This window comes from Microbacterium sp. BWT-B31 (genome assembly GCF_041379855.1).
Lineage (GTDB): Bacteria > Actinomycetota > Actinomycetes > Actinomycetales > Microbacteriaceae > Microbacterium.
In genome coordinates this window covers 29,897-51,797 of record NZ_JBFECU010000001.1, presented here as the reverse complement: position 1 = coordinate 51,797, position 21,901 = coordinate 29,897, and the positions used below count along the sequence as shown (strand labels likewise).

At 65.6% G+C, this 21,901-nt stretch carries 23 protein-coding genes; 6 read left to right on the top strand and 17 right to left on the bottom strand.

Annotated elements, in window-relative coordinates:
• Positions 1-116: 116 nt before the first annotated feature.
• Entirely contained in the window at positions 117-986 is an 870-nt protein-coding gene (locus AB1K54_RS00245) for an SDR family NAD(P)-dependent oxidoreductase (RefSeq protein ID WP_371200680.1), read from the bottom strand.
• A gap of 36 nt (positions 987-1,022) precedes the next feature.
• The gene (locus tag AB1K54_RS00240) at positions 1,023-1,964 is read right to left on the bottom strand and encodes an alpha/beta hydrolase fold domain-containing protein (protein ID WP_371200679.1); all 942 of its coding nucleotides are present in this window, start codon (positions 1,962-1,964) and stop codon (positions 1,023-1,025) included.
• A 91-nt stretch (positions 1,965-2,055) separates the two neighbouring features.
• Here AB1K54_RS00240 and AB1K54_RS00235 point away from each other — a divergent pair, with 91 nt between their 5' ends.
• Both AB1K54_RS00235 and AB1K54_RS00230 read left to right on the top strand, forming a co-directional pair.
• Positions 2,056-3,609, top strand: a complete 1,554-nt coding sequence (locus tag AB1K54_RS00235) for a class I adenylate-forming enzyme family protein (RefSeq protein ID WP_371200678.1) — start codon at positions 2,056-2,058, stop codon at positions 3,607-3,609.
• Between the two features lie 15 nt (positions 3,610-3,624).
• Positions 3,625-4,743, top strand: a complete 1,119-nt coding sequence (locus AB1K54_RS00230) for a zinc-binding dehydrogenase (RefSeq protein WP_371200677.1) — start codon at positions 3,625-3,627, stop codon at positions 4,741-4,743.
• A 183-nt stretch (positions 4,744-4,926) separates the two neighbouring features.
• Here AB1K54_RS00230 and AB1K54_RS00225 read toward each other — a convergent pair whose 3' ends face one another.
• The 11 genes from AB1K54_RS00225 to AB1K54_RS00175 are packed head-to-tail and all read right to left on the bottom strand — an operon-like array spanning position 4,927 to position 15,003.
• A complete protein-coding gene (locus AB1K54_RS00225) occupies positions 4,927-5,757 on the bottom strand; it encodes an SDR family NAD(P)-dependent oxidoreductase (protein ID WP_371200676.1) in 831 nt (276 codons plus the stop codon).
• A complete protein-coding gene (gene fabG / locus AB1K54_RS00220) occupies positions 5,750-6,514 on the bottom strand; it encodes a 3-oxoacyl-ACP reductase FabG (protein WP_371200675.1) in 765 nt (254 codons plus the stop codon). Before fabG ends, AB1K54_RS00225 begins: the two co-directional genes overlap by 8 nt.
• 22 nt (positions 6,515-6,536) lie before the next feature.
• Complete coding sequence (locus AB1K54_RS00215; RefSeq protein ID WP_371200674.1) at positions 6,537-7,748, bottom strand: acetyl-CoA C-acetyltransferase; 1,212 nt, start codon at positions 7,746-7,748, stop codon at positions 6,537-6,539.
• Positions 7,748-8,689 carry an SDR family NAD(P)-dependent oxidoreductase gene (locus tag AB1K54_RS00210; protein WP_371200673.1) on the bottom strand — a complete coding sequence of 314 codons (942 nt, stop codon included), beginning with the start codon at positions 8,687-8,689 and terminating at the stop codon, positions 7,748-7,750. The genes AB1K54_RS00215 and AB1K54_RS00210 overlap by 1 nt, the downstream gene beginning before the upstream one ends.
• Before the next feature lie 15 nt (positions 8,690-8,704).
• Complete coding sequence (locus AB1K54_RS00205) at positions 8,705-9,484, bottom strand: enoyl-CoA hydratase/isomerase family protein (RefSeq protein ID WP_371200672.1); 780 nt, start codon at positions 9,482-9,484, stop codon at positions 8,705-8,707.
• Positions 9,481-10,272, bottom strand: a complete 792-nt coding sequence (locus AB1K54_RS00200) for an enoyl-CoA hydratase/isomerase family protein (protein WP_371200671.1) — start codon at positions 10,270-10,272, stop codon at positions 9,481-9,483. Before AB1K54_RS00200 ends, AB1K54_RS00205 begins: the two co-directional genes overlap by 4 nt.
• Positions 10,269-11,318, bottom strand: coding sequence for a branched-chain amino acid ABC transporter permease (locus AB1K54_RS00195; RefSeq protein ID WP_371200670.1), 1,050 nt, complete (start codon positions 11,316-11,318; stop codon positions 10,269-10,271). Before AB1K54_RS00195 ends, AB1K54_RS00200 begins: the two co-directional genes overlap by 4 nt.
• Positions 11,315-12,199: a branched-chain amino acid ABC transporter permease gene (locus tag AB1K54_RS00190; protein WP_371200669.1), complete on the bottom strand. Its 885-nt coding sequence runs from the start codon at positions 12,197-12,199 to the stop codon at positions 11,315-11,317. The genes AB1K54_RS00195 and AB1K54_RS00190 overlap by 4 nt, the downstream gene beginning before the upstream one ends.
• 5 nt (positions 12,200-12,204) lie before the next feature.
• Positions 12,205-12,861, bottom strand: coding sequence for an ABC transporter ATP-binding protein (locus AB1K54_RS00185; protein WP_371200668.1), 657 nt, complete (start codon positions 12,859-12,861; stop codon positions 12,205-12,207).
• A gap of 53 nt (positions 12,862-12,914) precedes the next feature.
• Positions 12,915-13,736, bottom strand: a complete 822-nt coding sequence (locus AB1K54_RS00180) for an ABC transporter ATP-binding protein (RefSeq protein ID WP_371200667.1) — start codon at positions 13,734-13,736, stop codon at positions 12,915-12,917.
• Positions 13,737-13,749: 13 nt separating this feature from the next.
• Complete coding sequence (locus AB1K54_RS00175; RefSeq protein ID WP_371200666.1) at positions 13,750-15,003, bottom strand: ABC transporter substrate-binding protein; 1,254 nt, start codon at positions 15,001-15,003, stop codon at positions 13,750-13,752.
• A 244-nt stretch (positions 15,004-15,247) separates the two neighbouring features.
• Between AB1K54_RS00175 and AB1K54_RS00170 the strand changes: the two genes are divergently transcribed.
• From AB1K54_RS00170 to AB1K54_RS00155, 4 genes are all read left to right on the top strand, one after another.
• Positions 15,248-17,143 carry a flavin-containing monooxygenase gene (locus AB1K54_RS00170; protein ID WP_371200665.1) on the top strand — a complete coding sequence of 632 codons (1,896 nt, stop codon included), beginning with the start codon at positions 15,248-15,250 and terminating at the stop codon, positions 17,141-17,143.
• 31 nt (positions 17,144-17,174) lie between these two features.
• Positions 17,175-17,654: a VOC family protein gene (locus tag AB1K54_RS00165; RefSeq protein WP_371200664.1), complete on the top strand. Its 480-nt coding sequence runs from the start codon at positions 17,175-17,177 to the stop codon at positions 17,652-17,654.
• Between the two features lie 150 nt (positions 17,655-17,804).
• Positions 17,805-18,305 carry a MaoC family dehydratase N-terminal domain-containing protein gene (locus AB1K54_RS00160; protein ID WP_371200663.1) on the top strand — a complete coding sequence of 167 codons (501 nt, stop codon included), beginning with the start codon at positions 17,805-17,807 and terminating at the stop codon, positions 18,303-18,305.
• Between the two features lie 12 nt (positions 18,306-18,317).
• Complete coding sequence (locus tag AB1K54_RS00155) at positions 18,318-18,785, top strand: hypothetical protein (RefSeq protein ID WP_371200662.1); 468 nt, start codon at positions 18,318-18,320, stop codon at positions 18,783-18,785.
• Positions 18,786-18,797: 12 nt separating this feature from the next.
• Here the strand turns inward: AB1K54_RS00155 and AB1K54_RS00150 are convergent, their stop codons facing one another.
• The 4 genes from AB1K54_RS00150 to AB1K54_RS00135 all read right to left on the bottom strand — a co-directional run bounded on the left by AB1K54_RS00150 (position 18,798) and on the right by AB1K54_RS00135 (position 21,888).
• On the bottom strand, positions 18,798-19,058 hold the full coding sequence (locus AB1K54_RS00150; protein ID WP_371200661.1) for a Txe/YoeB family addiction module toxin: 261 nt from the start codon (positions 19,056-19,058) through the stop codon (positions 18,798-18,800).
• On the bottom strand, positions 19,055-19,306 hold the full coding sequence (locus AB1K54_RS00145) for a type II toxin-antitoxin system Phd/YefM family antitoxin (RefSeq protein ID WP_371200660.1): 252 nt from the start codon (positions 19,304-19,306) through the stop codon (positions 19,055-19,057). The genes AB1K54_RS00150 and AB1K54_RS00145 overlap by 4 nt, the downstream gene beginning before the upstream one ends.
• Positions 19,307-19,390: 84 nt before the next feature.
• On the bottom strand, positions 19,391-20,278 hold the full coding sequence (locus AB1K54_RS00140; RefSeq protein WP_371200659.1) for an HIRAN domain-containing protein: 888 nt from the start codon (positions 20,276-20,278) through the stop codon (positions 19,391-19,393).
• Between the two features lie 449 nt (positions 20,279-20,727).
• The gene (locus AB1K54_RS00135) at positions 20,728-21,888 is read right to left on the bottom strand and encodes an MFS transporter (protein WP_371200658.1); all 1,161 of its coding nucleotides are present in this window, start codon (positions 21,886-21,888) and stop codon (positions 20,728-20,730) included.
• Positions 21,889-21,901: the final 13 nt, after the last annotated feature.

Here is a 21,901-nt window from a genome sequence, read left to right as displayed (position 1 = left end):
GTCGACGCTGCCCTCGCGCCATCAGCACGCATCACCGAAGCCTGCGCCCGATATCGCGAGGACAGCAGACTCCCGCGACGACCATGCCTATCGGCGCGACCTCCCACGCGTCGACATCACGGCGTCCGCCGACGCACCTGGCTCTTGACGCCGGTCGACCCTCGGTTGACACCCACCATGCCGAGGTGTCTTGCGTCGATTCCCATGGTCCGCGCGAATTCGGGGCCGGGGCCCGCAGCCATCAACCCGCCGTCGACGGTGAGCGTCTGCCCGGTCATGAAGGTCGAGTCCGGCCCGAGCAGGAAGGCGATCGCGGCGGCGATGTCTTCAGGCTTGCCCCAGCGCGGCCAGGGCTGACTCAGCGGCGGCGTCGTCCGGGCCTCTTCGGGGAGCCCCTTCTCCAACAAGGGCGTGTATATGACGCCGGGGCACACCGCGTTGACCCTGATGAGATCTCCGGCGAGTTCGATCGAGGACGCCTTGGTGAGGTTGACCACCGCCGCTTTCGCCGCGGAGTAGATCGCCGGGCCGCCGCCTCCGTTGAAGGCTGCCACAGAGCCCGTATTCACGATGCTCCCGCCCACCCCCTGCTCTCGCATCGCGCGCACCGCGTACTTGATTCCGAAGAAGACGCCCCGGGCCACCACGTCGAAGGTGTAGTCCCAGTCCTCGGCTTCGATCTCGGCGATGGAACCGAATGCGCCGCCGACACCGGCGTTGTTCGCGATGCCGGTGAGTCCGCCGAAGCGATCCACAGCCAGGGCGACAGCTGCGGAGACATCCTCTTCGACCGCGACATTCGCCACGATCGTCGCCAGCCGATCCGCCCCTCCACCCACTTCCTCGGCCAGCCGGGCCAATGAATCAGGGTTCATGTCGGCAGCGACGACGCTCCAGCCCTCGTCGAGCATTCGCAGTACGGTCGCACGCCCGATCCCGCTCGCCCCGCCGGTGACGACAACGGACGGTGTCGATTGCAAGGACATCCTCGTCCACCTTTCAAGTAAGCAAGCACCTGCTAGCTATGAGCATATCCGCGCTCTCAGCCATGTCAATCTCGCGACCGCCGCCGCCTGCGCCAAACGACTCCACGGAGCGAGGATGTCGAAACAATGGAATCCCCCGGGCCAGATGTGCAGCTCCGCCTCGCCGTCGGCATCCCATAGGCGCCCGGCGAACCTGACCACGTCGTCACGGAATATCTCCACGCTTCCCGCGTCAAGGTACGTCGGCGGCAATCCGCCGAGATCCCTTGCACGTGCGGCGACCGCTCGTCGGGCCGCGCGCCTGTCGCCCGCCGCCTCCCCCAGAAGCGCAGACCACGCCGCCGCATCAGAGACCGAATCCCAGGTCAGCCCCCCGGGCGCCCAACGGCGTGACGCTGTCGTGGGTCGGTCATCGAGCATGGGTTCGAACAGCATGAGGCCGAGGGGAGCCGTGCGCCCTTGGTCTCTGAGACGCAGGGCGAGGGTCGCCGCGAGCCCGCCACCGGCGCTGGCGCCGGCGATGATGCACCGGGCCGGATCGATCCCCAGCTCATCCGCGTGCTGCAGTGCCCAGCAGTACGCCTCCAGCACGTCGTCCAGCGCGGTCGGCAGCGGATGCTCTGGAGCCAGGCGATAGTCGACCGACACCACTGTGACACCGAGCGGCATCGCCAGGTCAGCCACGGCTCGGAGACCGGTCACGCTGCTCCCCGAGTAGCCGCCGCCGCCGTGGATGTAGAACAGCATCGGTGCCGGTGCCGCTCGTCCGGGAGAGGTCAGCACGAGCGCTGCGGCCTCCTCTCGTCGGGTGAGGCAGAGGTCGGGTCGGGCGACGAGCTTCTCCAGGTCGGAGGCGGCCCTTGCATCGGATGCTGCACGCGCGGCGGTGATGCCTTCGAACGGGATGGACTCGGTCAGCGCCGCCCCCCGCCCGGCGAGGTACGCCGCCAGCTCCGGGTCGAGTGATGGTCGGCCCAAACTGAGCCACCTCCTGCTAGTTAGCCGCTACTATCTAGATATCATTCTAGTGGTACTGCTAGGTCGGATCCGGATTGGAGTTCCACGCGCGATGGACATCGGATACATCCTCCGTTCGACACGCCACAAGATGGGGGTGATCTACCGCAACCGCCCTGCACTGTCTCTCGGCGAGACGACGCTGACGTATGCAGAACTCGATCGGCTCACCTGTCGATATGCACACGCGTTGGTCGCACTCGGCGTGAAGCACGGCGATCGAGTCGCGCTGATGATGTACAACGCCATCGACTACGCCGCCCTGTACTTCGCCATCACCTCGATCGGCGCCGTCTGCGTGCGTCTGAACTTCCGGCTCGGTCCCGATGAACTGCGATACATGCTCAACGACTCGGGGACCCGCGTCCTCATCGCGGACTCGGACCTCATCGGCGTGATCGACAACGCACGCGCGGGCACCTCGGTCGAACGCTTCGTGTTCCGATCCGATGATGCGCCTGAGTGGGCATCCGATCGCACCGCACTCTGGTCCGACCAGAACACGCCTCCCGATCTGCCGATTCCGGACCCGCAAGACCCTGCGATGCTCATGTACACCTCCGGGAGCACCGGCCCCGCGAAGGGCGTCGTCTGGACGCACTCGATGACGATGTGGTTCGCGGCGCTGCAAGCGCTGCGATTCCGGCTTACGGAGGACACCGTGATGATGGTGACGGGTCCCATGTATCACGTCGGCGGTCTGGAGAACTTCATTCTCGGCGCAATGTTCGTTCACGGTCACGGCGTCGTCAATCCGAGTCGCGGCTTCAAGGCGATCGAGGCGATGCGGTCGGCGGAACGCCACCGGGTGACTGACGTGTTCATGTTCTCGTTCACCCTGGTCGAGGTGCTGCAGGACCCCGACGTGCGAGACCTCACGCTGAAGAGCATTCGCACTCTGAGGACCGGGGGCACCGGCATCCCGACGACCGCCGCCGACGACGTGCAATCGTTGCTTCCGGGCGTGACACTCGACTTCGTCTACGGAATGACCGAGATGGGCAACACCACCACGACCAGAGACGACGTGACCCCCGAGACGACGCCGAACATGATCGGCACGATGTTCCAGGGCACGGAGACCAGGGTCCTGGGTCCGGACGGCACCGAACTCGACTACGAGCAGGAGGGGGAGATCACCGTTCGCAGCCCCGCAGGCGCCGCCGGCTACTGGAATCGCCCCGAGGACTCGGCCAGCGTGTTTCGCGATGGATGGATCGCCACCGGCGATCTCGGCATCGTCGACCGACAAGGCAGGCTGCGGCTGAGCGGGCGGGCGAAAGACATCGTTCGCACCGGCGGGGAGAACGTCCATCCCGGCGAGGTCGAGAGCGTGCTCATCGTCCACCCCGCGGTTGCCGACGTCGCGGTCATCGGCGTGCCAGATCCGCGGCTCCATGAGGCCATCTGCGCCCTGGTCGTGGTCGAGCCGGGAGCGGATGTCACCGCGGAGGAGCTGATCGAGTTCGTGCGCTCCAAGATCGCCAGCTACAAGAAGCCGCGGCACGTCGTCTTCGTCAGCTCGCTCCCCCGCAATGCGAGCGGGAAGCTGCTCAAACCCCAACTGCGCAACGAGTACGCACACATCGGAACTGCCGGCATCTGATCGAAAGGACTCCGGATGCCACAGGCTGCTACCGAAGAGAACGCAACGCGTGTCGGGCGGAGCATCGTGTTCCACGGGCCGGGAATCCCGCTGGAACTCCGGCAGTGGGACATCCCGAACCCAGGGTCCGGCGAGTACCTGCTCGAAGTCGTGCTCGCCGGTGTCTGCGGCACCGAGCCGCACCGACTGTCCGGCGAGGTTCCAGCGCCAGGCCGTCCAGTCTGCTTCGGCCACGAGACAGTTGGTCGCGTGGTCGCTCTCGGACACGGAGTGACCACCGACTACGGCGGCACCCCTCTTGCGGTCGGCGACCTCGCATACTTCCTGTCCGTTGTGCCGTGCGGGCAGTGTCCCGCCTGCCTGGCCGAGATTCCGCTGATCTGCGACCACTACGGCGAGACGTGGCCGATCCCGGCGCTGGGCCCGAATGCCGCAGGCTTCCAGGACTATGCAGTCGTTCCGGCCCTGGCTCCCCTGTACCGAATCCCTGAAAGCGTCGACCCAGAGGCGGTCATCGCCTTCGGCTGCGCGATGCCCACAGCGATCACCGGCTTCCGCCGACTCGGGCCCGTTCCAGACAGCGTCGTCGTCCTCGGCACCGGGCCGGTCGGGCTGGCGAGCACGCTGCTTGCGGCGCTCGGCGGCGCGACGCAGATCATCGCTGTCGGCGACCCGGCACCGCGGCTCGAGATCGCGAAGCGGCTCGGAGCAACGCACACCATCCCGCTGACGGGCACCACGGCATCCGAGCGCCGCGCGACGATCTTCGAGCTCACAGGCGGGCGGGGGGCTGCCGCCGTCATCGAGGCCGCCGGGCACAGATCGGCATTTCCCGAAGGCTTCGAGCTTCTCGGCAAGGGAGGTCGATTCCTCGTCATGGGCCTGTTCTCGGGTGAGGCCACGGCGCCGATCGATCCCATTCGGATCAACAATCTCAGCCTCCACATCCTCGGCACGCTCGGCAACGCGCCGGACAGCCTCAAGGAGACCATCGACATCGCGATCGCACACGGGGACCGACTCGGCTTCGCTGAGCTGGTGACAGACCGGTTCCCCCTCGAAGAGACCGAGGCCGCCATCGCGAACGTCGCGAGCGGTCACGGCATCAAGACGGTGGTGCTGCCGAGGCCCTGAGCTGAGCGCTGGCCTATGAGTCTCGCTCAGGTCGCGTGGCCTTGACGCTCGATCGTGGGCACGGCGCCGTTGCGGTGGCGCCGTTTCGGGAGGTGAGGGGCGCGGCGGCTTCGTGGGCGTTCGTGCAGCTGCTCCGGATCGCGACTGACGTCGGCGTTCGCCCACCGGACCTGCGAATCACGCTCAGGAATCGATGGACGCCCGCAGCACTGCTGCTCGATCCTCGATCGACGCCTTGGAGAATGCGAGGTCGGTGTGAATCAGCAGCTTCCCCGCCAGGACCCCTTCGAACGTGATCGCGGCCGCGGCATCCGGACTGATTCCGTCTGCGGCCAGGCGCAGAGCGAACGCTTCCCGGTACTGCTCCCCGAAGGAGCCTGCGGCCTGGGCGCGATCGAACACGTTGGTCGCCACCGGACCCGGAAGGAGGGCCGAAACGGCGAGCATCTCCGTTTCCGCGGCGAGCTCCTGTGCAAGGCTCTGGGTCAGCGCAACGATGGCATGTTTCGAAGCACCGTATGCCGCGGTGTAGGGACGGGTGAACAGGGCGGCGACCGAGCTGGTGTTCACGATGTGAGCCCGGCCGCCGCTCGCGAGCATCCGCGGGACGAACGCATGGATGCCATGGAACACCCCGAAGAGGTTCACCCGCATCAACCGCTCCCACTGGCCGACGTCGTACTCCCAGATCTTGCCGCTGAGTTCGATCCCCGCGTTGTTGCAGAGCAGCCGCACATCCCCGAAGCGCTCGTAGCTCGCTGCGGCCAGTGCCTCCACCGACACGGGGTCGCCGACATCGACCCGGACGGCGAAGGCCTCGGCCCCGCTGTTGCTCAACTGGGCTGCAGCCGCCTGCGCAGCGTGCAGGTCGATGTCTGCGACGACGACGTTCATGCCTTCGGCTGCAGCGCGGCGCGCGAGCGCGGCCCCGATCCCGGACGCGGCGCCGGTGATCACCGCGGTGCCACCGCGCAGCTCGAGCGGCGTCCTGGCCGTGCCGGGGGTGTCAGCCAATCGGCCCGCCCGCCACGTAGAGCACCTGTCCCGAAACGTATCCACTGCCCTCGCTCACCAGGAACGACACGACGTTGGCGATGTCGTCGGGCGTGCCGACCCGGCGTACAGGGGTCGCCTCTGCGCGCGATGCCTTGTACTCCTCGTAGGGGATGCCCATGCGCGCCGCGGCGGCGATCGTCATCTCGCTCTCGATGAACCCGGGCGCAACCGCGTTCACGGTCACGCCGAACCGACCGAGTTCGATCGCCAGTGTCTTGGTGAATCCCTGAATACCCGCCTTGGCCGCCGAGTAATTGGCCTGGCCCTTGTTGCCGATGGCCACCCGGCTGGAAAGGTTGACGATCCGGCCCCAGCCGGCCTTCACCTGGAACGCCTGGACGGCCCGGGACATGAGGAACGCGCCGCGCAGGTGCACGTTCATCACCGCGTCCCAGTCGTCGACGCTCATCTTGTGCAGCAGATTGTCGCGGGTGACTCCCGCATTGTTGACGAGAACGGTCGGCTCGCCGAGAGAGTCGACGATCTGCCTGAGGCCCGATTCGACCGACGCTTCGTCGGCCACGTCGACTCCCACCGCGAGTGCGCGGCCGCCGAGCCGGGTGATCTGTTCGACGACCGATTGGCCCCCCGCGGAGGTGAGGTCGAGCACGGCGACGGCGAATCCGTCGGCCGCGAGCCGTACGGCGATGGCCGCGCCGATCCCGCGGGCCGCCCCGGTGATGACTGCGACCCGCTTCGGTGTCGACTCGTTCATGTGACCCTTTCTGTCGTCGGCATCAGCTCAGTCGTTCGAGGACCATTGCCACGCCCTGGCCGCCGCCGACGCACATCGACTCGACGGCGAACTGCTTGTCGTGCCACTGCAGGGAGTTGAGGATGGTCGCGGCAATCCTGGCGCCGGTCATGCCGAACGGGTGGCCCAGCGCGATTGCGCCGCCGTTCACATTCAGCTTGTCGATCGGTATGCCCAGCGCCCGGGCGGAGCCAAGGCACTGCACCGCGAAGGCCTCGTTGATCTCGAAGAGGTCGATGTCGCCGATCGTGAGTCCAGCCCGCCGGAGTGCCGCCGGGATCGCCTCCACCGGTCCGAGGCCCATGATCTCCGGCGACAGGGCGGACACGGCCGTGGAGACGATGCGGGCCAACGGAACGAGGCCCAAGTCCTTCGCCTTCTGATCGCTCATGATGACCAGTGCAGCGGCGCCGTCGTTCAGGGGGCAGGAATTGCCGGCGGTGACAGTGCCATCGGGCACGAAGGCGGGCTTCAGCTCTGCGAGCGCCTCGAGCGAGGTGCCGCGACGCGGACCGTCGTCGGATGCGATCACCGCGCCGTCAGGCAATGAGACCGGCGTGATCTCCCGCGCCCAGAATCCCTCGTCCGCCCTCTGGACCGCGAGAGCGTGACTGCGAAGTGCGAACTCGTCCTGCTCTGCCCGACTCATTCCGATGCGGCGGGAGACGACCTCTGCGGTGACCCCCATCGGCATGAACAGGTCGGGGAGCTCGCCGCGCGTTCTCGGGTCGGCCCAGGGGTCGCGTCCGCCATCATCGACCCACGCGGTCGTCCGTGCCGACGCCTCGTCCAGGATCGGGTTGCGAACACCAGGGGGATCAGCCGGAAACCCGTGGCTCGACGACTCCACGCCGACGGAGACGAACACATCGCCTTCGCCCGCCTTGATGGCGTGCAAGGCCATCCGAGTGGTCTGCAGGCTGCTCGCGCAGAACCGGTTCACCGTGACACCCGGGACCTTGTCATGGCCGGCGAGCACAGCCACGGCGCGGCCGAGGTTCTTGCCGCCTTCTGCAGCCGGCTGCGCGGTCCCGAGCACGAGATCGTCGATGTCGGACACTTCCGGCACCTTGGCCAAGGCAGCCTGCACCATCAGAACGGCAAGATCGTCCGGACGCAACTCTCGCAGCGACCCTTTGGTCGCGCGGCCGATCGGCGAGCGCGCCGCAGAGACGATCACGGCCTCGGGTGCCATCACGACCCCAGCAGCGCGTCGGCCCGGAATCGGTCGAAGGCGAGGCGCATCTCGTCGCCGACGCTCAACGGGGTCACCCATTCGGACGTGTCCATGATCTGCGCAAGATTCGCCGCGAGGTCGTCTGCAGTCGTCTCGTCAGGGCGCTCCGACACCCATCCACGGCTTGTGCCGTAGACGACTCGCGCGAACAGGCCGCCGAGAGCAGAGATCGCCTCTCCGTTCACCGCGCATTCGTCGCTGAGCAGGTAGGCGGCCAGTGGCGCCACGGAGCGCGGCGTTCGTCGAGACTGCAGCAGGGCCATCAGCTCGCCGGTCTCCGTGGCGCTCACACCGGGCAGCGGATTCTCGATGCTCAGCATGGATTGAGCGTGTGGCAGCACGCAGTTGACACGACAGTTCCAGCCCGCCCCCTCGAGTGCCAAAGAGCGCGTCATCCCGATCATGGCCGCCTTCATGGCGCTGTACACGCTGTTTCCCTCATGCCCGAACGACGAACCAGACCCGGTGAGCACGATGCGCCCGAAGCCCTGCGCACGCATGTGCGGCCACGCCGCGCGGACCGTGCGGAAAGCGGCGTACAAGTGCACCGCGGTCAACTCCTGCATCTGGGGTTCCGAGATGTCGGCGACGAGCGCGGGCCGAAGGAACCCGGCGTTGTTCACGAGCCCGTCGATTCGGCCGAAAGCTGCCACGGTGCGATCGATCAGACCGACCGCGCCCTCCGGTGTCATGATGTCGTGACAGCTCAGCAGCGCCGTCCCTCCGCCCGCTTCGATCTCATCGACTACCTGCTGAGCACGTGGAACGCCGTCGCCGGCGACCGCGGCATCGTTGACGACGACCTTGGCGCCGAGCCGACCGGCTTCCAGCGCGTAGGCGCGTCCGAGCCCGCGGCCGGCACCGGTGATCGCGACGACCCGATCGACAAGCTGAATCACGTCTTGATCCCTTCGTCAGCGCCCGGTCCAGCGGGGCTCCCGGCCCTCGCGGTACGCGGCGATGCCCTCACTCCGGTCGGCCGATCGTTGGTACTGCTCGATGCGTTCGTTCCGCGTGGCGAGCGCCACCTCGAGCGGCCAGCCGGCACGCGACACCAGTGTGTCGCGGTAGGCCGCGATGGCCAGCGGCGACAGGCTCGCGATCGTCGCGGCGAGACGCCGGCTGAGGGGCAGCACTTCGTCGTCGCTCACGACGTGGTTGACGAAGCCCCAGTGTGCGGCTTCCTCTGCCGAGATCCTGCGGCCGACCAGCGCCATCTCGAGAGCGATGTGGAACGGCAGCTGGCGGACCGATCGGTGCCCGACAGGCGATTCGACGAGAAAGCCGAGCACGCCTTCCGGCATCGAGAACAGGCTGCCTGCAGACGCGACGATGATGTCGCAGGCGGCGGCCAGCTCGAACCCTCCGCCGATCACGTGGCCGCGTACGGCAGCAATGATCGGCTTGGACACGTGGCGCGCGGGGCCGCTCACTCCGGTGATGGCACCGAAGCTCACTCTCGGTCCGCTCTCATCGGGCTCCGCTTTCAGGTCCGCCCCGGCGCAGAAGGCCCGCCCGCCCGCCCCGGTCAGGACGATGACGCGGACCTCGTGGTCAGCCTCTGCGGCGGCGAACGCGGCATCCATCGCCCGGTGAGCCGCGTCGTCGAGCGAGTTCATCCGCTCCTGGCGGCTGATCGTGATGGTCGCGATGTGGTCGTCGACTTCGTAGTCGATTCCGTCGGTGCCGCTCATCTTCCCTCGTACTCCGGTGAGCGCTTCTCGAGGAAGGAGTCGACGGCCTCGCGATGATCCTGAGTGCGGAAAGTGACATGCTCCCACGCGGATGCGAGCTCGACCGCGTATGGCATGGAGGTGCGGTAGTACGCGTTGAGCGCCTGTTTGGTGTGCCGCACGGCAAGCGGCGGGAGCGCGGCGATCTCTTCGGCGATGCGGCGAGCGGCGGAAAGCAGGTCTTCCCGCGGCACGACGTCGATCGCAAGCCCGAGACGAAGCGCATCCTCGGCGTGGAGAGGCCGACACATCATGAGGTGCTTCTTCGCCTGCTGCATCGACATCGCGTAGGGGAATCCGATGGTTCCGCCGTCACCGGCGACGATGCCGGCACGGACGTGCGGATCGACGAGCACCGCTCCCTCGGCCATCACGATGAAGTCCGAGACCATCGCGAGGCTGCAGCCGAACCCTGCAGCGACCCCTCCGACCGCCGCGATCACCGGGACCGGGATGTCGACCAGCTGCGTGAGGATCTCGCGCCCATTGTGGTGGTGACGCATTGCCTGTGGCAGGTCTCGGTAGTCCGCGAAGAGCTTCTCCATGTGACCGCCGCCGCTGAACGCCTTGCCTCTCGCAGACATGATGATCGCGCGCGCGTCGAGGTCTTGGCGCAATTCGCGGAACGCCTCGAGGAGGTCGTGGTGCAGTTGCGGGGTCAGCAGGTTCAGCGGATCATCCGGAACATCGATGATGAGGTTGCGAATCGGGCTGTCATCGCGCTCGATCGTCAGAGTGGTGTACGTCATTCGATACCAGTTTCTGCAGTTATGTAGTGGCCGCTATATAATTCAGACCGCGCTCGCCGGAGCTTACGGCGCGACAGCAGGGCGTGCCCACCGCGGCGCAGCAGCCCGACGATGCCGGCCGGTGCGAGGAAGATGAAGGCGACCAGCGTGATGCCGTACGCGACGGATGCCCCGCCCGGGCCGATGCTCGACGTCCACACCGGCACCAACTGCACGAAGATCGCCCCGAACACCGCACCGGCGGTGGTCGACAGCCCGCCGACGACGATCATCGTGATGAACGCGATCGCCAGCCCCAACCCGAAGGACTCGGCCGAGACGAAGCGGACGACGAAGGCGTAGAGAACCCCGCCGATTCCGGCGAAGATCGCGGAGATCGCGAAGATCTGCGTCTTCACGATCGCCGTTCGCACACCGACCGACCTCGCGACGTTCTCGAAGTCGCGAACCGCTACGAGAGATCGACCGATGCGACCCCCTGCGAGCCGGGTGCTCACGTACATCGCGAGCACGGCGACGAGTAGGCAGATGTAGAACACCCACTGGTCGCGGGCGAGACCCGTCCATTCAGGGGCGAGGATATTGAGGCTGATGCCGTTGAAGCCGTTGGTGAGGAAGCTGAACCGCTTCAGGATCGCCGGCAGCGTCATGGCGAGCGCGAGCGTCACCAGCGCGAACTGCAGGTTTCCCATCCTGAGGGCAGGCAGGCCGATCACGAGCCCGACGACGTAGCAGAGCACGGCGGCGATGGGGAACGCCCAGAGCATGTCGATGCCGTTCATCGCGAGGATCGCCGCCGTGTAGCCGCCGAAGGCGACGAAGGCGTTGTGCCCGATGGAGATCTGGCCGGTATAGCCGGTGAGCAGGTTCAGGCCCATGCCGACGACCGCATACGTGAGGATCATGCTGACCGTGTTGTTGAGGAATGGCGAGGCGTACAGCGGCCAGATCGCCAGCGCCACCACGATGACCAGCATGCCGACAAGGCTCACCCGTCGCGGAATCGGAAGAGGGGGGTAGTACTCGAAGCCGATGAGTCGCCTCATACTCTCGTCAGTTCCTTCCGTCCGAAGAGGCCCTGCGGGCGCATTGCCAGCACGACGATGATGACGACCAGGGCCACGACCTGCTTGAAGTCATAGCCGATCCAGGGCAGATACGAGCCGGCGAGGTTCTCGATCACGCCGACGATGATGCCGCCCACGATCGCGCCGACAGGGCTGTCCATTCCGCCGAGGATCGCGGCGGCGAACGCGTAGAGCAGCACGGTGACCATGAGGTTCGGCTCAAGGGTGAGGATTGGCCCGACGAGAATGCCCGCGACGCCACCGATCACCGCGCCGAGGGCCCAACCTACCGACAGCATCGTGCCGACACGCACACCAGACAGACGCGCCGATTCGGGGTTCTCCGCCGTCGCACGTAGTCCGAGACCGAGGCGTGTGAACCTGAAGACCACCCCCAGCGTGAGGGCCATCAGTCCGATGGTGATGACAAGCCCAGCACCTTGGTACGAAATGCTGACCCCTCCGACGTCGAATGACCCCACGCCGAACATCCGGTTCAGAGGGCGGGCATCCCAGCCCCAGATCGCCCCGTTCACGCTTGTCATCACCGTCATGAGCCCCAAGGTGACGATGATGACGGGCAGGTGACTGCGCATGGCGCCGAGCGGACGGACCAGCAGCCGCTCGACGGTGACGCCCAGCAGAGCCGTGATCACGAGCGAGAGCAGAATACTGAGCCACACGGGCAACCCGAACACCTGGCCTTGGTACACCAGGAAGGCGGACAGCGTCGCCATCTCGCCCTGGGCGAAGTTCAGCAGCTTCGAGGCCCGGTAGACCATCACGATCGACAGCGCCATCGCACCGTAGATCGAGCCCGAGATGATTCCTTCGACGACGAGTTGCAGGAAGTGTTCCATCGCGATCAGACCCCCAGGTACGCACGTCGGACTTCGTCATTGGCGACGAGTTCATCGGGAGTGCCACGCGAGACGATCTCACCTGCGGACAGGACGACGCCGCTGGTCGCCACGGACAACGCGAGGCTTGCGTTCTGCTCGACGATCACGAGCGTCAGGCCGGACTCTTTGTTGATCTGCCCGAGCGATTCGAAGACTTCCTCGGTCGTGAGGGGGGCCAGTCCCAGAGAGGGCTCGTCCAGCAACAGGATCTTCGGATCCATCATCAACGCACGAGCGATGGCGAGCATCTGCTGCTCCCCGCCGCTCAGGCTCCCGGCACGTTGCGTCCGGCGTTCGGCCAGGCGGGGGAACATCGCGTAGCAGTACTCGAACCTCGGCCCGAGCAGCCGCGCAGGGCGCCCGAGCCCGCCGACTGCGAGGTTCTCCGCGACCGTCAGCGAGCTGAACGTTCCTCGGCCCTCCGGCACATGCGCCAGGCCTCTGCGAGCGATGCGATCCGAGTTGGTGCCACGGACCGGCTCTCCGAACAGCTTCACCTCGCCCTGCTTCGGGATCATGCCGGACAGAGCCCGCATCGTCGTCGTCTTGCCGGACCCGTTCGCACCGAGCACGACGAGCACATTGCCCTGTTCGACGACGAAGTCGAGGCCGTGCAGCACGTTGATCCCGGCATAGCCGGCAGAGAGATTCGAGACTTCGAGCGCAGGAGAACTCATCGCCTTGCCCCCGCCCCGAGATACGCCTCGATCACCGCGGGGTTGTTCTGCACTTCGTCAGGGGATCCCACGGCGATCACCTGACCATGGTCGAGCACGACGACGCTGGAGCAGGTTGACATGACCAGCCCCATGTGGTGCTCGACGAGCAGGACGGAAAGGTCTCGTTCGCGGACGATTCGCTGTATGAGTTCGCCGAAGGCCACGACCTCGCCATGGATGAGGCCGTTGGCGGGCTCATCGAGGAGGAGCACCCTGCCCTGTGCCATCAGTGCCTTTGCCAGTTCGATGCGCTTCATCGTCCCAAAGGGAAGGCCCTTGGCCAGTTGATCGGCGAACGGCTCCAACTCCAGCATGTGCAGGAGTTCACGCGCTTCGTCGTGCAAAGCGCGTTCCTCGCGCCGTGGCCGCGGAAGGCCGAGAATCGTCTCGACCACCCCACCGCGTCCGCGGTGATAGCCGCCGAGCAGCAGGTTCTCGAGGACCGAGAGCCCTTCGACCAACCCCAGATTCTGGAACGTTCGCGTGATCCCGAGGCTCGCGATCTCGTCCGGTCGGCGCTCCACGAGGGACGTACCGTCGAGTGAGATCTCGCCGGCACTCGGCTTGTAGAACCCGGTGACGCAGTTGAACAGGCTCGTCTTGCCGGCGCCATTCGGTCCGATGAGTCCTGTGATCGCTCCCTTCGGCAGGTCGAAGGACACGTCGGTGAGCGCCGAAATCCCGCCGAACCCGAGGGAAACGCCGCGGACGCTGAGGATGGGCGAACCGCTCGTCCTCACGCCCGTACTCCACCCAACCTCAGCCATGTCGCTCATTGCGCTCTCTGGCCTACTTGCCGATGACGGAGTACACGTCGATCGTGTCGCCGTAGGTCCAGCCGTCGCCGTTCCACTTCGTCTGCTTGACCTTCGTCCAGACGAATGGGAAGTCGTCCTCGACGGTGATCGGAGCCAGCTCCAGCCCTGTCGAGAAGTCCTCGATCGAGTTGTACGAGTCCATGAAGTCCTGCCGGGTGCAGCCCTTCATGCCTTTCAGCACCTGCTCGACCATCTTGGCGAAGAACAGCCCCTGCGCCTCGATCGAGTTCTCCGGGTCGTAGCCGTACTTGTCCGCGAAGTCGATCCACTCTTTGATGCCCGGGTCACTGGTGTCGGGTGTGGTGACATCCTTGTACCAGGAGTAGCTGTAGAGGTTGTCCGCCTCCGTCCAGCCGGTCGGCGTGATAAGCGACTTCGCCGTGCTGCCCGGCGTCAGAATCGTCAGCGGAGGCACCCAGTCGAGTTCCTTCGCCTTCGTCAGGATCTGCGTGGCCTGCGTACCGCTGGGCATTGTGAACCAGACATCCAAGTCCATCTTCGACATGTCGACCGTCTGGGACGTGAGATCTGCGCCCGTCTCATACGCGACATCGACGAGTTGAATGTCGGTGCCCTTGATCGCCTCCACGAATGCGGCGTGGACGTCCACGCCGAATCCGCTCGTCGGGTACAGGAATCCGACCTTCGCGGCCTTGAAGTGCGAGGCGATGTAATCCGCCCAGTACGCCCCCTCGAAGTTGTAGGCGGCCATGACGCCCTTGACCCACGGGTTGTACGGCTCGGACTCAAGCTCCGGGGTACCGGTACCGCCAAGGATGAGCGGTACGCCCTGCTCCCCGACGTAGTCCTTCACCGCGAGCACGTTGGCCGTGCCCAGCACCGGCGCGAGCGCGAACACTTCGTCCTGTTCGACCAGCTTCTGCACGTTGGTGACCGTGCGCGCCGGGTCGTAGCCGTCGTCGTAGGCGACCATCTCGACCGTTCGCGTCTTGCCGTCTCCCATTGGGAGCCCGCCTGCCGCGTTGATGTCGCTGAAGTAGTCCTGGATGCCCTTCGCCTGCGCCGCGTACACCGCGAGAACGCCGCTCTGCGCCAGGCTCGCGCCGAGCTTGATCGAGGTGTCGGTGATGCCGGGCGAGCAGACCTGCGAGGCGCCGGATGGCTGTGACTCCGCGCTGTGAGCAGTCCTCGCTCCGCATCCGGTGAGGGTGGTGGAAAGCAGCACGGCGCCGACGCCGAGAGCCACCAGAGGGTGCAACTTCATTGTCACTCCTTTGTTCTTGTTGTTGAGGACACCGTCTGCGGGGAGGCAACAAGATCGTCACCTCGCCGCATGGCCGGCCCGCTGCCTGGCCCGTCCGGTAGCTAGCGACCACTACACTAACGCCCACTCCGCACGCACGCAAGCAAGGTTTTCGGACTCTTCTTCCAGGTGCAGAAAGGGGTTGCAAACTAGATAGCGGTCACTATACTAACTCGCGATAGAGCTCGCGCTGAAAGGACGATTGATGTCGACACAGGTGGTAGATGCGGAGCTGAGTGAGTCCCTCGCGGTGGCGAATATTCCGACGCTGCTGATGGTGCTCGTTCAGCTCACCGGTGACCTCACATGGCTGGAAGACCCCTACACGCCAACGCGTGCTGCCGGGCTCGGCGACAACGACGATGCAGGGCTGAGCCCCGAGTTGCAGGCCGAGGTGCGCGATGCCAGCTACGCCGCGATCGCCAACTGGCGGGAAACCGGCGAGGTGGCTCTGCCGCGGCCCGACGATGAACTGCTCGTCCGCATGCTGGCGGTATCGATGGGAGAAGCAGTGCCGGCCGAGTACGGGGCGCTGATCGCGAGCGAGCTCGGCCTCGACAAGGCGGCCGAAGAGCCGGCTGTGACGAAGGCCGCCACCGGGATCACGGCACTGGTCGTCGGGGCCGGAGCGTCGGGCATCGCCGCAGGCATCCAGCTGTCCAAAGCAGGCATCGACTATCGAATCATCGAACGGAACCAGGGAGTCGGTGGAACCTGGCTCGACAACCGGTACCCCGGGGTCGGTGTCGACACGCCGAGCCATCTCTATTCGTTCTCGTTCGCGCCCCACGACTGGCCGCACTACTTCTCAAAGGGCCCGGACATCCGCCGGTATCTCGAGAAGGTGGCAGCCGACTACGGAGTGGTGCCCCATGTCACGTTCGGCGCCACCGTCGTCGAGGCCCGATTCGACGCCGAAGCAGGCCTCTGGCGGACCAAGGTACTGCTGGCCGACGGCCGCGAGGAAGAGATCGCGACGAACCTGCTGTTCAGCGGCGTCGGCGCCCTCAATGTGCCGAAGGTGCCGAATATCGAAGGGCTCGACACGTTCGCCGGGCCGAAGTTCCACACCGCCCGCTGGCCGGAGGACCTCGATCTCACTGGGAAGCGCGTGGGGATCATCGGCACCGGCGCCAGTGCAATGCAGATCGTGCCCGCAATCGCGTCGAAGGTCGCCGAACTCACAGTCTTCCAGCGGACCCCCCAGTGGGCCACGCCTTTCGACAAGCTCGACGTTCGCGTGCCCGAGGCGATGCAGCACCTGATGCGCGAGGTGCCGCTGTATCGGCTGTGGTACCGAGTCCGGCTCGGCTGGAACTTCAATGACCGCACGTACGAGTCGTTGCAGAAGGACCCCACGTGGCCGCACCCCGAGCGGTCGCTCAACCCCATCAACGATGGGCATCGGCGCTCCTTCACGAGATACATCGAGCGAGAGGTCGGTGACCGGCAGGACCTGCTTCCGGCGATGGTCCCGGCGTACCCGCCCTTCGGCAAGCGGATTCTGCTCGACCACGGCTGGTTTCGGACTTTCCGCAGGGAGAACACCCACCTCGTCACAGAGGGCGTGGCGCGGGTGACAGCGGGTGGGGTGGTCACCGCCGACGGCATCGAGCATCCGCTTGACGTCCTCGTGCTGTCCACTGGTTTCGACGTGGTGCGATTCGTCAGCTCGTTCTCCGTCATCGGCAAAGCCGGGCGCTCGCTCCGCGACGTCTGGGAGGATGACAACCCGCGAGCGTACCTCGGGACGGTGGTCCCCGGGTTCCCGAACTTCTTCACCCTCTATGGGCCGAATCTGCAGCTGGGGCACGGTGGCAGTCTCCTGTTCATGCTGGAATGCCAGCTGCACTACATCGGCTCGCTGCTCACCGAGACATTCGGACGCGGTGCCCGAGTCTTCGAGGTTCGCCAAGACGTACACGACTCATACAACGAGGTCGTCGATGCGGCGAACGAGCGAATGATCTGGACTCACCCCGGCGTCACCAACTACTACCGGAACAAGCGCGGACGGGTAGTGGTCAACATGGCACTCCGGCTCGTCGACTACTGGCATAGAGTCCGAAAGGCCAACCCTGCGGACTACGACTTCTCCTGACCAGAACACATTCGGAACGAGGCAGCTCATCGTGGCAATCAAGACCGAGAAAATCGAGATCATCGGCATCAACGTGAGCGATGTCGACAAGGCGGTCGCGCTGTTTCGCGAGATGTTCGGGATCGAGTTCATCTCGACCGTGCTCGGTCCCGACGACACGCCGATCGTCAACGTGGCACCCCGCACCGGCGAGGTCTTCACCGACTCGCAGACCGCGCAGGCGCGGCCGACGCGGATCGCGATTGACACGCGAGGCTATTTCGAGCTCATGGAGTCGCATCGGGATGCGGCCCAGGACGGGATGCGGAACATCCACTTCAAGGTCGACGACATCGACGCCGCCATCGCCGAGATGCAACGGCTCGGCGTCCGTCTTGTCGGCAACGTTCTCGTGGGGACGATGCGGGAAGCGATCTTCGACGCGGGTGACCTCTTCGGGTGCAGGATCTGCCTCGTGCAGTACCCCGGGCCGAGCCTCATGGAAGCACTCACGGACAAACCAGCGCGCTGACCGGGCGGTCTGACTCCCAAGCGATCGCCGGGCCTCGGACTCCAGCGAGCGTCCGCATCCTGGCGAGCCACATCGACTGTCGAACCAGCGAACCCGAAGGCGGGGAGCCGCTAAACAGCGTCGCCGCCTGTTTCACCCGAAGGAGCGCGAGTGAGCAACCTGATCACCGCAGCGATGGAAGCCGCCGGAGGCACCCTGCTGAGCACCCGCACCAGCTACCCCGTCGATGCGGGCGCGATTCGCCGCTGGGCGATCGCGGTCTACTGGCCGGAACCGCCCCCGGCGTGCTTCATCGACGGCGAGGGGCCGCTCATCGCTCCGGAGGAGTTCAACCCCTTCGCTTGGGTCCACGCCCGCGAAGAGACCACGATCGACCCCGCCCAACGGAGGCGAGCCGGTGCCGGCCGCCTCGAAAAGCAGCTCGGGCTTCCCGACCTCGGTTTCAAGGTCATTTTGAACGGCGGTGTCAGCGTGGAGTACTTCGGCCCCAAACGGGAAGGCGACACGATCACGAGCACGACGCGATTCGTCGGCTACAGCGCGCACGAGGGGAGCCGGGGCCCAATGCTCATGAGCACAACCGAGGACACCTGGACCAACCAGACGGGTGACCTGATCCAGAAGTCCTCCGTGACCGCGATCCGCTACTAGACGAGGGCAGACATGACCGACATTGACGTCTTCGCCGCCGCACCCCCCGCCATACCCGCTGCGGGAGAACGCCTCCCGGAGTTCAGCCGAGAGACCAGCTTCGACACCTGGAACCGCTACGCCGCGGTGAACGACGAATTCCTCGGCATCCATATGGACGACGAAGAGGGCAGGGCCGCCGGGATGTCCGGGGCATTCGGCATGGGGAACATGCAGATCGCCTACATGCACAACCTGCTGCGAGACTGGCTCGATGGCCACGGGCGGATCGTCAAGGTCTCGGCTCAGTTCCGGAGGCCGAACGTGAAAGGCCGGATCACCGTTGCCGCGACGGTCGTGGCCACTCGAGTCCAGGGGGACGAGACATTCATCGACCTCGACATCACTTCTCGTCACGAGAACGGAGACATCCTCACGCCGGCGACCGCGACCATCGCGATTGGGACTGTCAGAGAAACGGTGGATCTGGGACCGGGCTGAGCGTCTGTGGTTTCAGTAATGGTCTGGCGCTTGGAGGATCACGATGTGTTCGTCCGTTACGTAGTAGACGAGTCGGTTCTTCTCGTCGATGCGCCGCGACCAGGCGCCTGACAGGACGTGGCGGAGGGGCTCAGGTTTGCCGATGCCTGCGAACGGATCGCGAAGGACGTCCGCAATCAGCATGTTGATTCGCTTAAGGGTCTTGCGATCCTGCGTCTGCCAGTACACGTAGTCCTCCCACCCGTTCGGGTCGAAGGCGAGTTCGCGGGTCACGCGTCGAGGAGATCGTGCCGCTCGAACTCTCCCCGACGTGCGCGCTCGACGGATTCGCGCAACCGCTCCGCGTTCGCAGAGTTGCGCAGGAGATAGGCAGTCTCGGTCAGCGCATCAAAGTCATCCTTGGACATGATCACGGCATTGCCGCGCCGGGAGACGACCTCGACGGTCGTGTGGTCCTCGTTGACCTGCTGAATGAGCCCAAACAGACTCTTTCGGGCTTCGGTTGCGGTGATGGCGGACATGACGACACCTCGCGTTGATAGTACGCAAAACCGGTACCACCTCTCCGCCCGGTGAGGGACCGGCGCGCCGGACGCACGAGTGGGTTAGGAAGATCGGGATTTCACGAATGATCGCAACACGCTAGCCTTCGGAATGTCGACCCAGAGTTGGACACTCTCGTCTGAAGGCCCGGTCCCACCCACGACATAGCCAGCGGACCCGAGGCTGTCGAACAGCGGCGCGAGGACCTTCGCTCTCGCGGCAGAGACGTACCCGACTTTTCGCCCATTGCTCAGGACCAGCACCGCGCACGGATCGTGGGAGTTGTCAGGCTCGCGCACGAGAACGTACTCCGTGCCACCGACCGCGCGTCTCTCGCTCCAACCGACGTAGTTCCCGATGCCTTTGATCCGCATGCGCGTGGAGTCCAATGACCGTAGATCCGTCGCCTCTGAAACCGTGAGCGTCGTTGGCGGAATGATGCCGGGTTCATCCGGCATGTGCACGACGTAACGCTGCTCCTGTGCGAAGTCGCGATCAGGCTCCACCGCAGACGGGAACAGCGTGGCTCGCGCCCGCCAGGTACCGTCTTTGGGGTCCGCCCAGACCCGCACAGGCGCGACACCTTGGCCCCCGCCCAGGACCGTGGCCACTTCGGCACTGATCTCTTTCGGTACGTAGCCGATGTGCCACCGCCCGATGACTACCTTGACGGCGTTTCGGTCATATTGATTCGAGGGCTCAGGCAGGAGGTGTGCGGCCTGCTGGGTCACCCCACCCGCGGGCAGCCCGAGTTCATCGAACAGGCGACGCACGGCATCGCGACGGAAGCTCTCTCCCCGTACCTCGATCTCACCCCAGCGAGGGGGGAGCTCGAGTATTGGTGCAGGCGAAGACGCGGCCACTTCCTTGCTCTTGCCGAAAAGTGTCGACCAGAAGCCCATCAGTCCCCCAAACGTCGATGCTCGAAGCATAGGGGTGATGTGCGCCAACACCCTCCCCCTGACCCTGGCGCTCTCGCCGTGCTCGACCAGTGGGCCGCGCGCCGCGGCTCACACCCGGCACGAGCCGGATCCGAGGCAAAGCGAAACCCCCGCGATCCCAATGTTTCCAAGGGTTCTTCGGGGGTTTCAGGTGGCGGTGACGGTGGGATTTGAACCCTTGTTCAGTGGCATTTCGTTGATGTCCGGGATGCGGTTTGGGTTGAGTTTCCGCGGATCGCGACCTTTCGTCGCTGTCCCCGACGACACTCGTTTCGCGACGGTTTTACTCACGGCTTTCCCACGCGGCCGACTAGCGGCGCGCGACGGGTGCGGCGGTAAGCCACTGTCCGTCACCTAAAGATGTCTCGCCAGGAGCCCCACCCGACAGCAAGCCCTCTGCTCAACGGCCCGATCACGGCGCCGATCGGAAAGATGCTGGTAAACATGCCGAGCGCATGTCAATCCGGTGGATGCGGCCGAGCACGCCATTCCCACAGGCTGGATGAGCCGAGCCAGACCGCCTGAATGACGAAGATCGATCCGACTCCGAGCAATACGGCCAACGCCCCGGCGACGAGCGGGACCGTCGTCTGGGCAAGTTGGTTGCCGAACATCCGCACTCCGAGCCCGGCGGAACGCGAGCGGGGGGGCAGTGCCGCGGCTACGGCACTGACCGTCAACGGCTGCGCGATACCGAGGAATACACCGGAGAGCGCGAGAGTGATGAACAGCACTGATGGTTCTCTGGAGAATGCGACGAAGATGACGGTCGCCGCCGATCCTGCTGTGCTCACCATGAGCAGCGTCGACAGATTCCATCGTCGCGCCAATGGCCCGAGCAGCAGCCTCGACAGCATCGAGGTCATACCGCGAACACTCAGCATCGCGCCGATGACTGTCGGTGCGATGCCCGACTGCTCTCCGATCACCGGAAGATAGGCGGTGATCAGGTCGATCGAGGTCAACACCGACGTGCTCGCGAAGATGTAGCGCAGGATCCCCGGCGTTCGAGTGACACTCGATACTTCGTGGTCATCGCCTTCATACGCCCGGGTTGCTCGGGATGCGAGGACCGCTGCCGTGACGACGGCAAGCAGCGCGGCAGCGCCCAAGGCGAGACTGATCCGATCCTCGGACAGTACCCCGGGGCCGATGAGCAGGCCCGCGCACGCCGGCCCTATGCTCTGGCCGAGCGAAGCTCCCGCGGACTGCCACCCGAAATCGCGCGTGTAGTTGTCAGGCGCCGCGGTGCGTGTGATCCAGGCCTGCGTGCCGAGCGCGATGCCGACGCTCGCCGTGCCCATCAGCGCACTCGCCATGATGAGCACGATGGGCGACTCCCAGAGCATAGGAAGCACACACCCCGCGATCAAGATGACCGCTGACGCGAAGGGCACGATGCCGATATGCCGTAATCGTCCCGCTACGCGCCCGACGGGCACGGCCAGGGTCATCGGCAGGAGCCCGTACGCGGCGACGATCAGCCCGATCGTGAAGGAGTTCGCGTCCTGGGAGATGGCCGCGTAGGTCAAGGCAGGTCTCGCTATTCCCAGCGCTGCCTGGCTGACGAGCGTTCCGACCGTCGGTTGCCACAACCAACCCCCGCGCAGCCTATTCACAAGGGCACCGGCA

What these genes read in the sequence shown, in the direction of transcription:
- AB1K54_RS00170 (WP_371200665.1), top strand. Translation starts at nt 15,248, where the DNA reads ATGTCGACACAGGTGGTAGATGCGGAGCTGAGTGAGTCCCTCGCGGTG.
- AB1K54_RS00230 (WP_371200677.1), top strand. Translation starts at nt 3,625, where the DNA reads ATGCCACAGGCTGCTACCGAAGAGAACGCAACGCGTGTCGGGCGGAGC.
- AB1K54_RS00245 (WP_371200680.1), bottom strand. Translation starts at nt 986, where the DNA reads ATGTCCTTGCAATCGACACCGTCCGTTGTCGTCACCGGCGGGGCGAGC.
- AB1K54_RS00145 (WP_371200660.1), bottom strand. Translation starts at nt 19,306, where the DNA reads ATGTCCGCCATCACCGCAACCGAAGCCCGAAAGAGTCTGTTTGGGCTC.
- AB1K54_RS00205 (WP_371200672.1), bottom strand. Translation starts at nt 9,484, where the DNA reads ATGAGCGGCACCGACGGAATCGACTACGAAGTCGACGACCACATCGCG.
- AB1K54_RS00180 (WP_371200667.1), bottom strand. Translation starts at nt 13,736, where the DNA reads ATGAGCGACATGGCTGAGGTTGGGTGGAGTACGGGCGTGAGGACGAGC.
- AB1K54_RS00175 (WP_371200666.1), bottom strand. Translation starts at nt 15,003, where the DNA reads ATGAAGTTGCACCCTCTGGTGGCTCTCGGCGTCGGCGCCGTGCTGCTT.
- AB1K54_RS00155 (WP_371200662.1), top strand. Translation starts at nt 18,318, where the DNA reads ATGACCGACATTGACGTCTTCGCCGCCGCACCCCCCGCCATACCCGCT.
- AB1K54_RS00195 (WP_371200670.1), bottom strand. Translation starts at nt 11,318, where the DNA reads ATGAGGCGACTCATCGGCTTCGAGTACTACCCCCCTCTTCCGATTCCG.
- fabG (WP_371200675.1), bottom strand. Translation starts at nt 6,514, where the DNA reads ATGAACGAGTCGACACCGAAGCGGGTCGCAGTCATCACCGGGGCGGCC.
- AB1K54_RS00200 (WP_371200671.1), bottom strand. Translation starts at nt 10,272, where the DNA reads ATGACGTACACCACTCTGACGATCGAGCGCGATGACAGCCCGATTCGC.
- AB1K54_RS00215 (WP_371200674.1), bottom strand. Translation starts at nt 7,748, where the DNA reads ATGGCACCCGAGGCCGTGATCGTCTCTGCGGCGCGCTCGCCGATCGGC.
- AB1K54_RS00235 (WP_371200678.1), top strand. Translation starts at nt 2,056, where the DNA reads ATGGACATCGGATACATCCTCCGTTCGACACGCCACAAGATGGGGGTG.
- AB1K54_RS00190 (WP_371200669.1), bottom strand. Translation starts at nt 12,199, where the DNA reads ATGGAACACTTCCTGCAACTCGTCGTCGAAGGAATCATCTCGGGCTCG.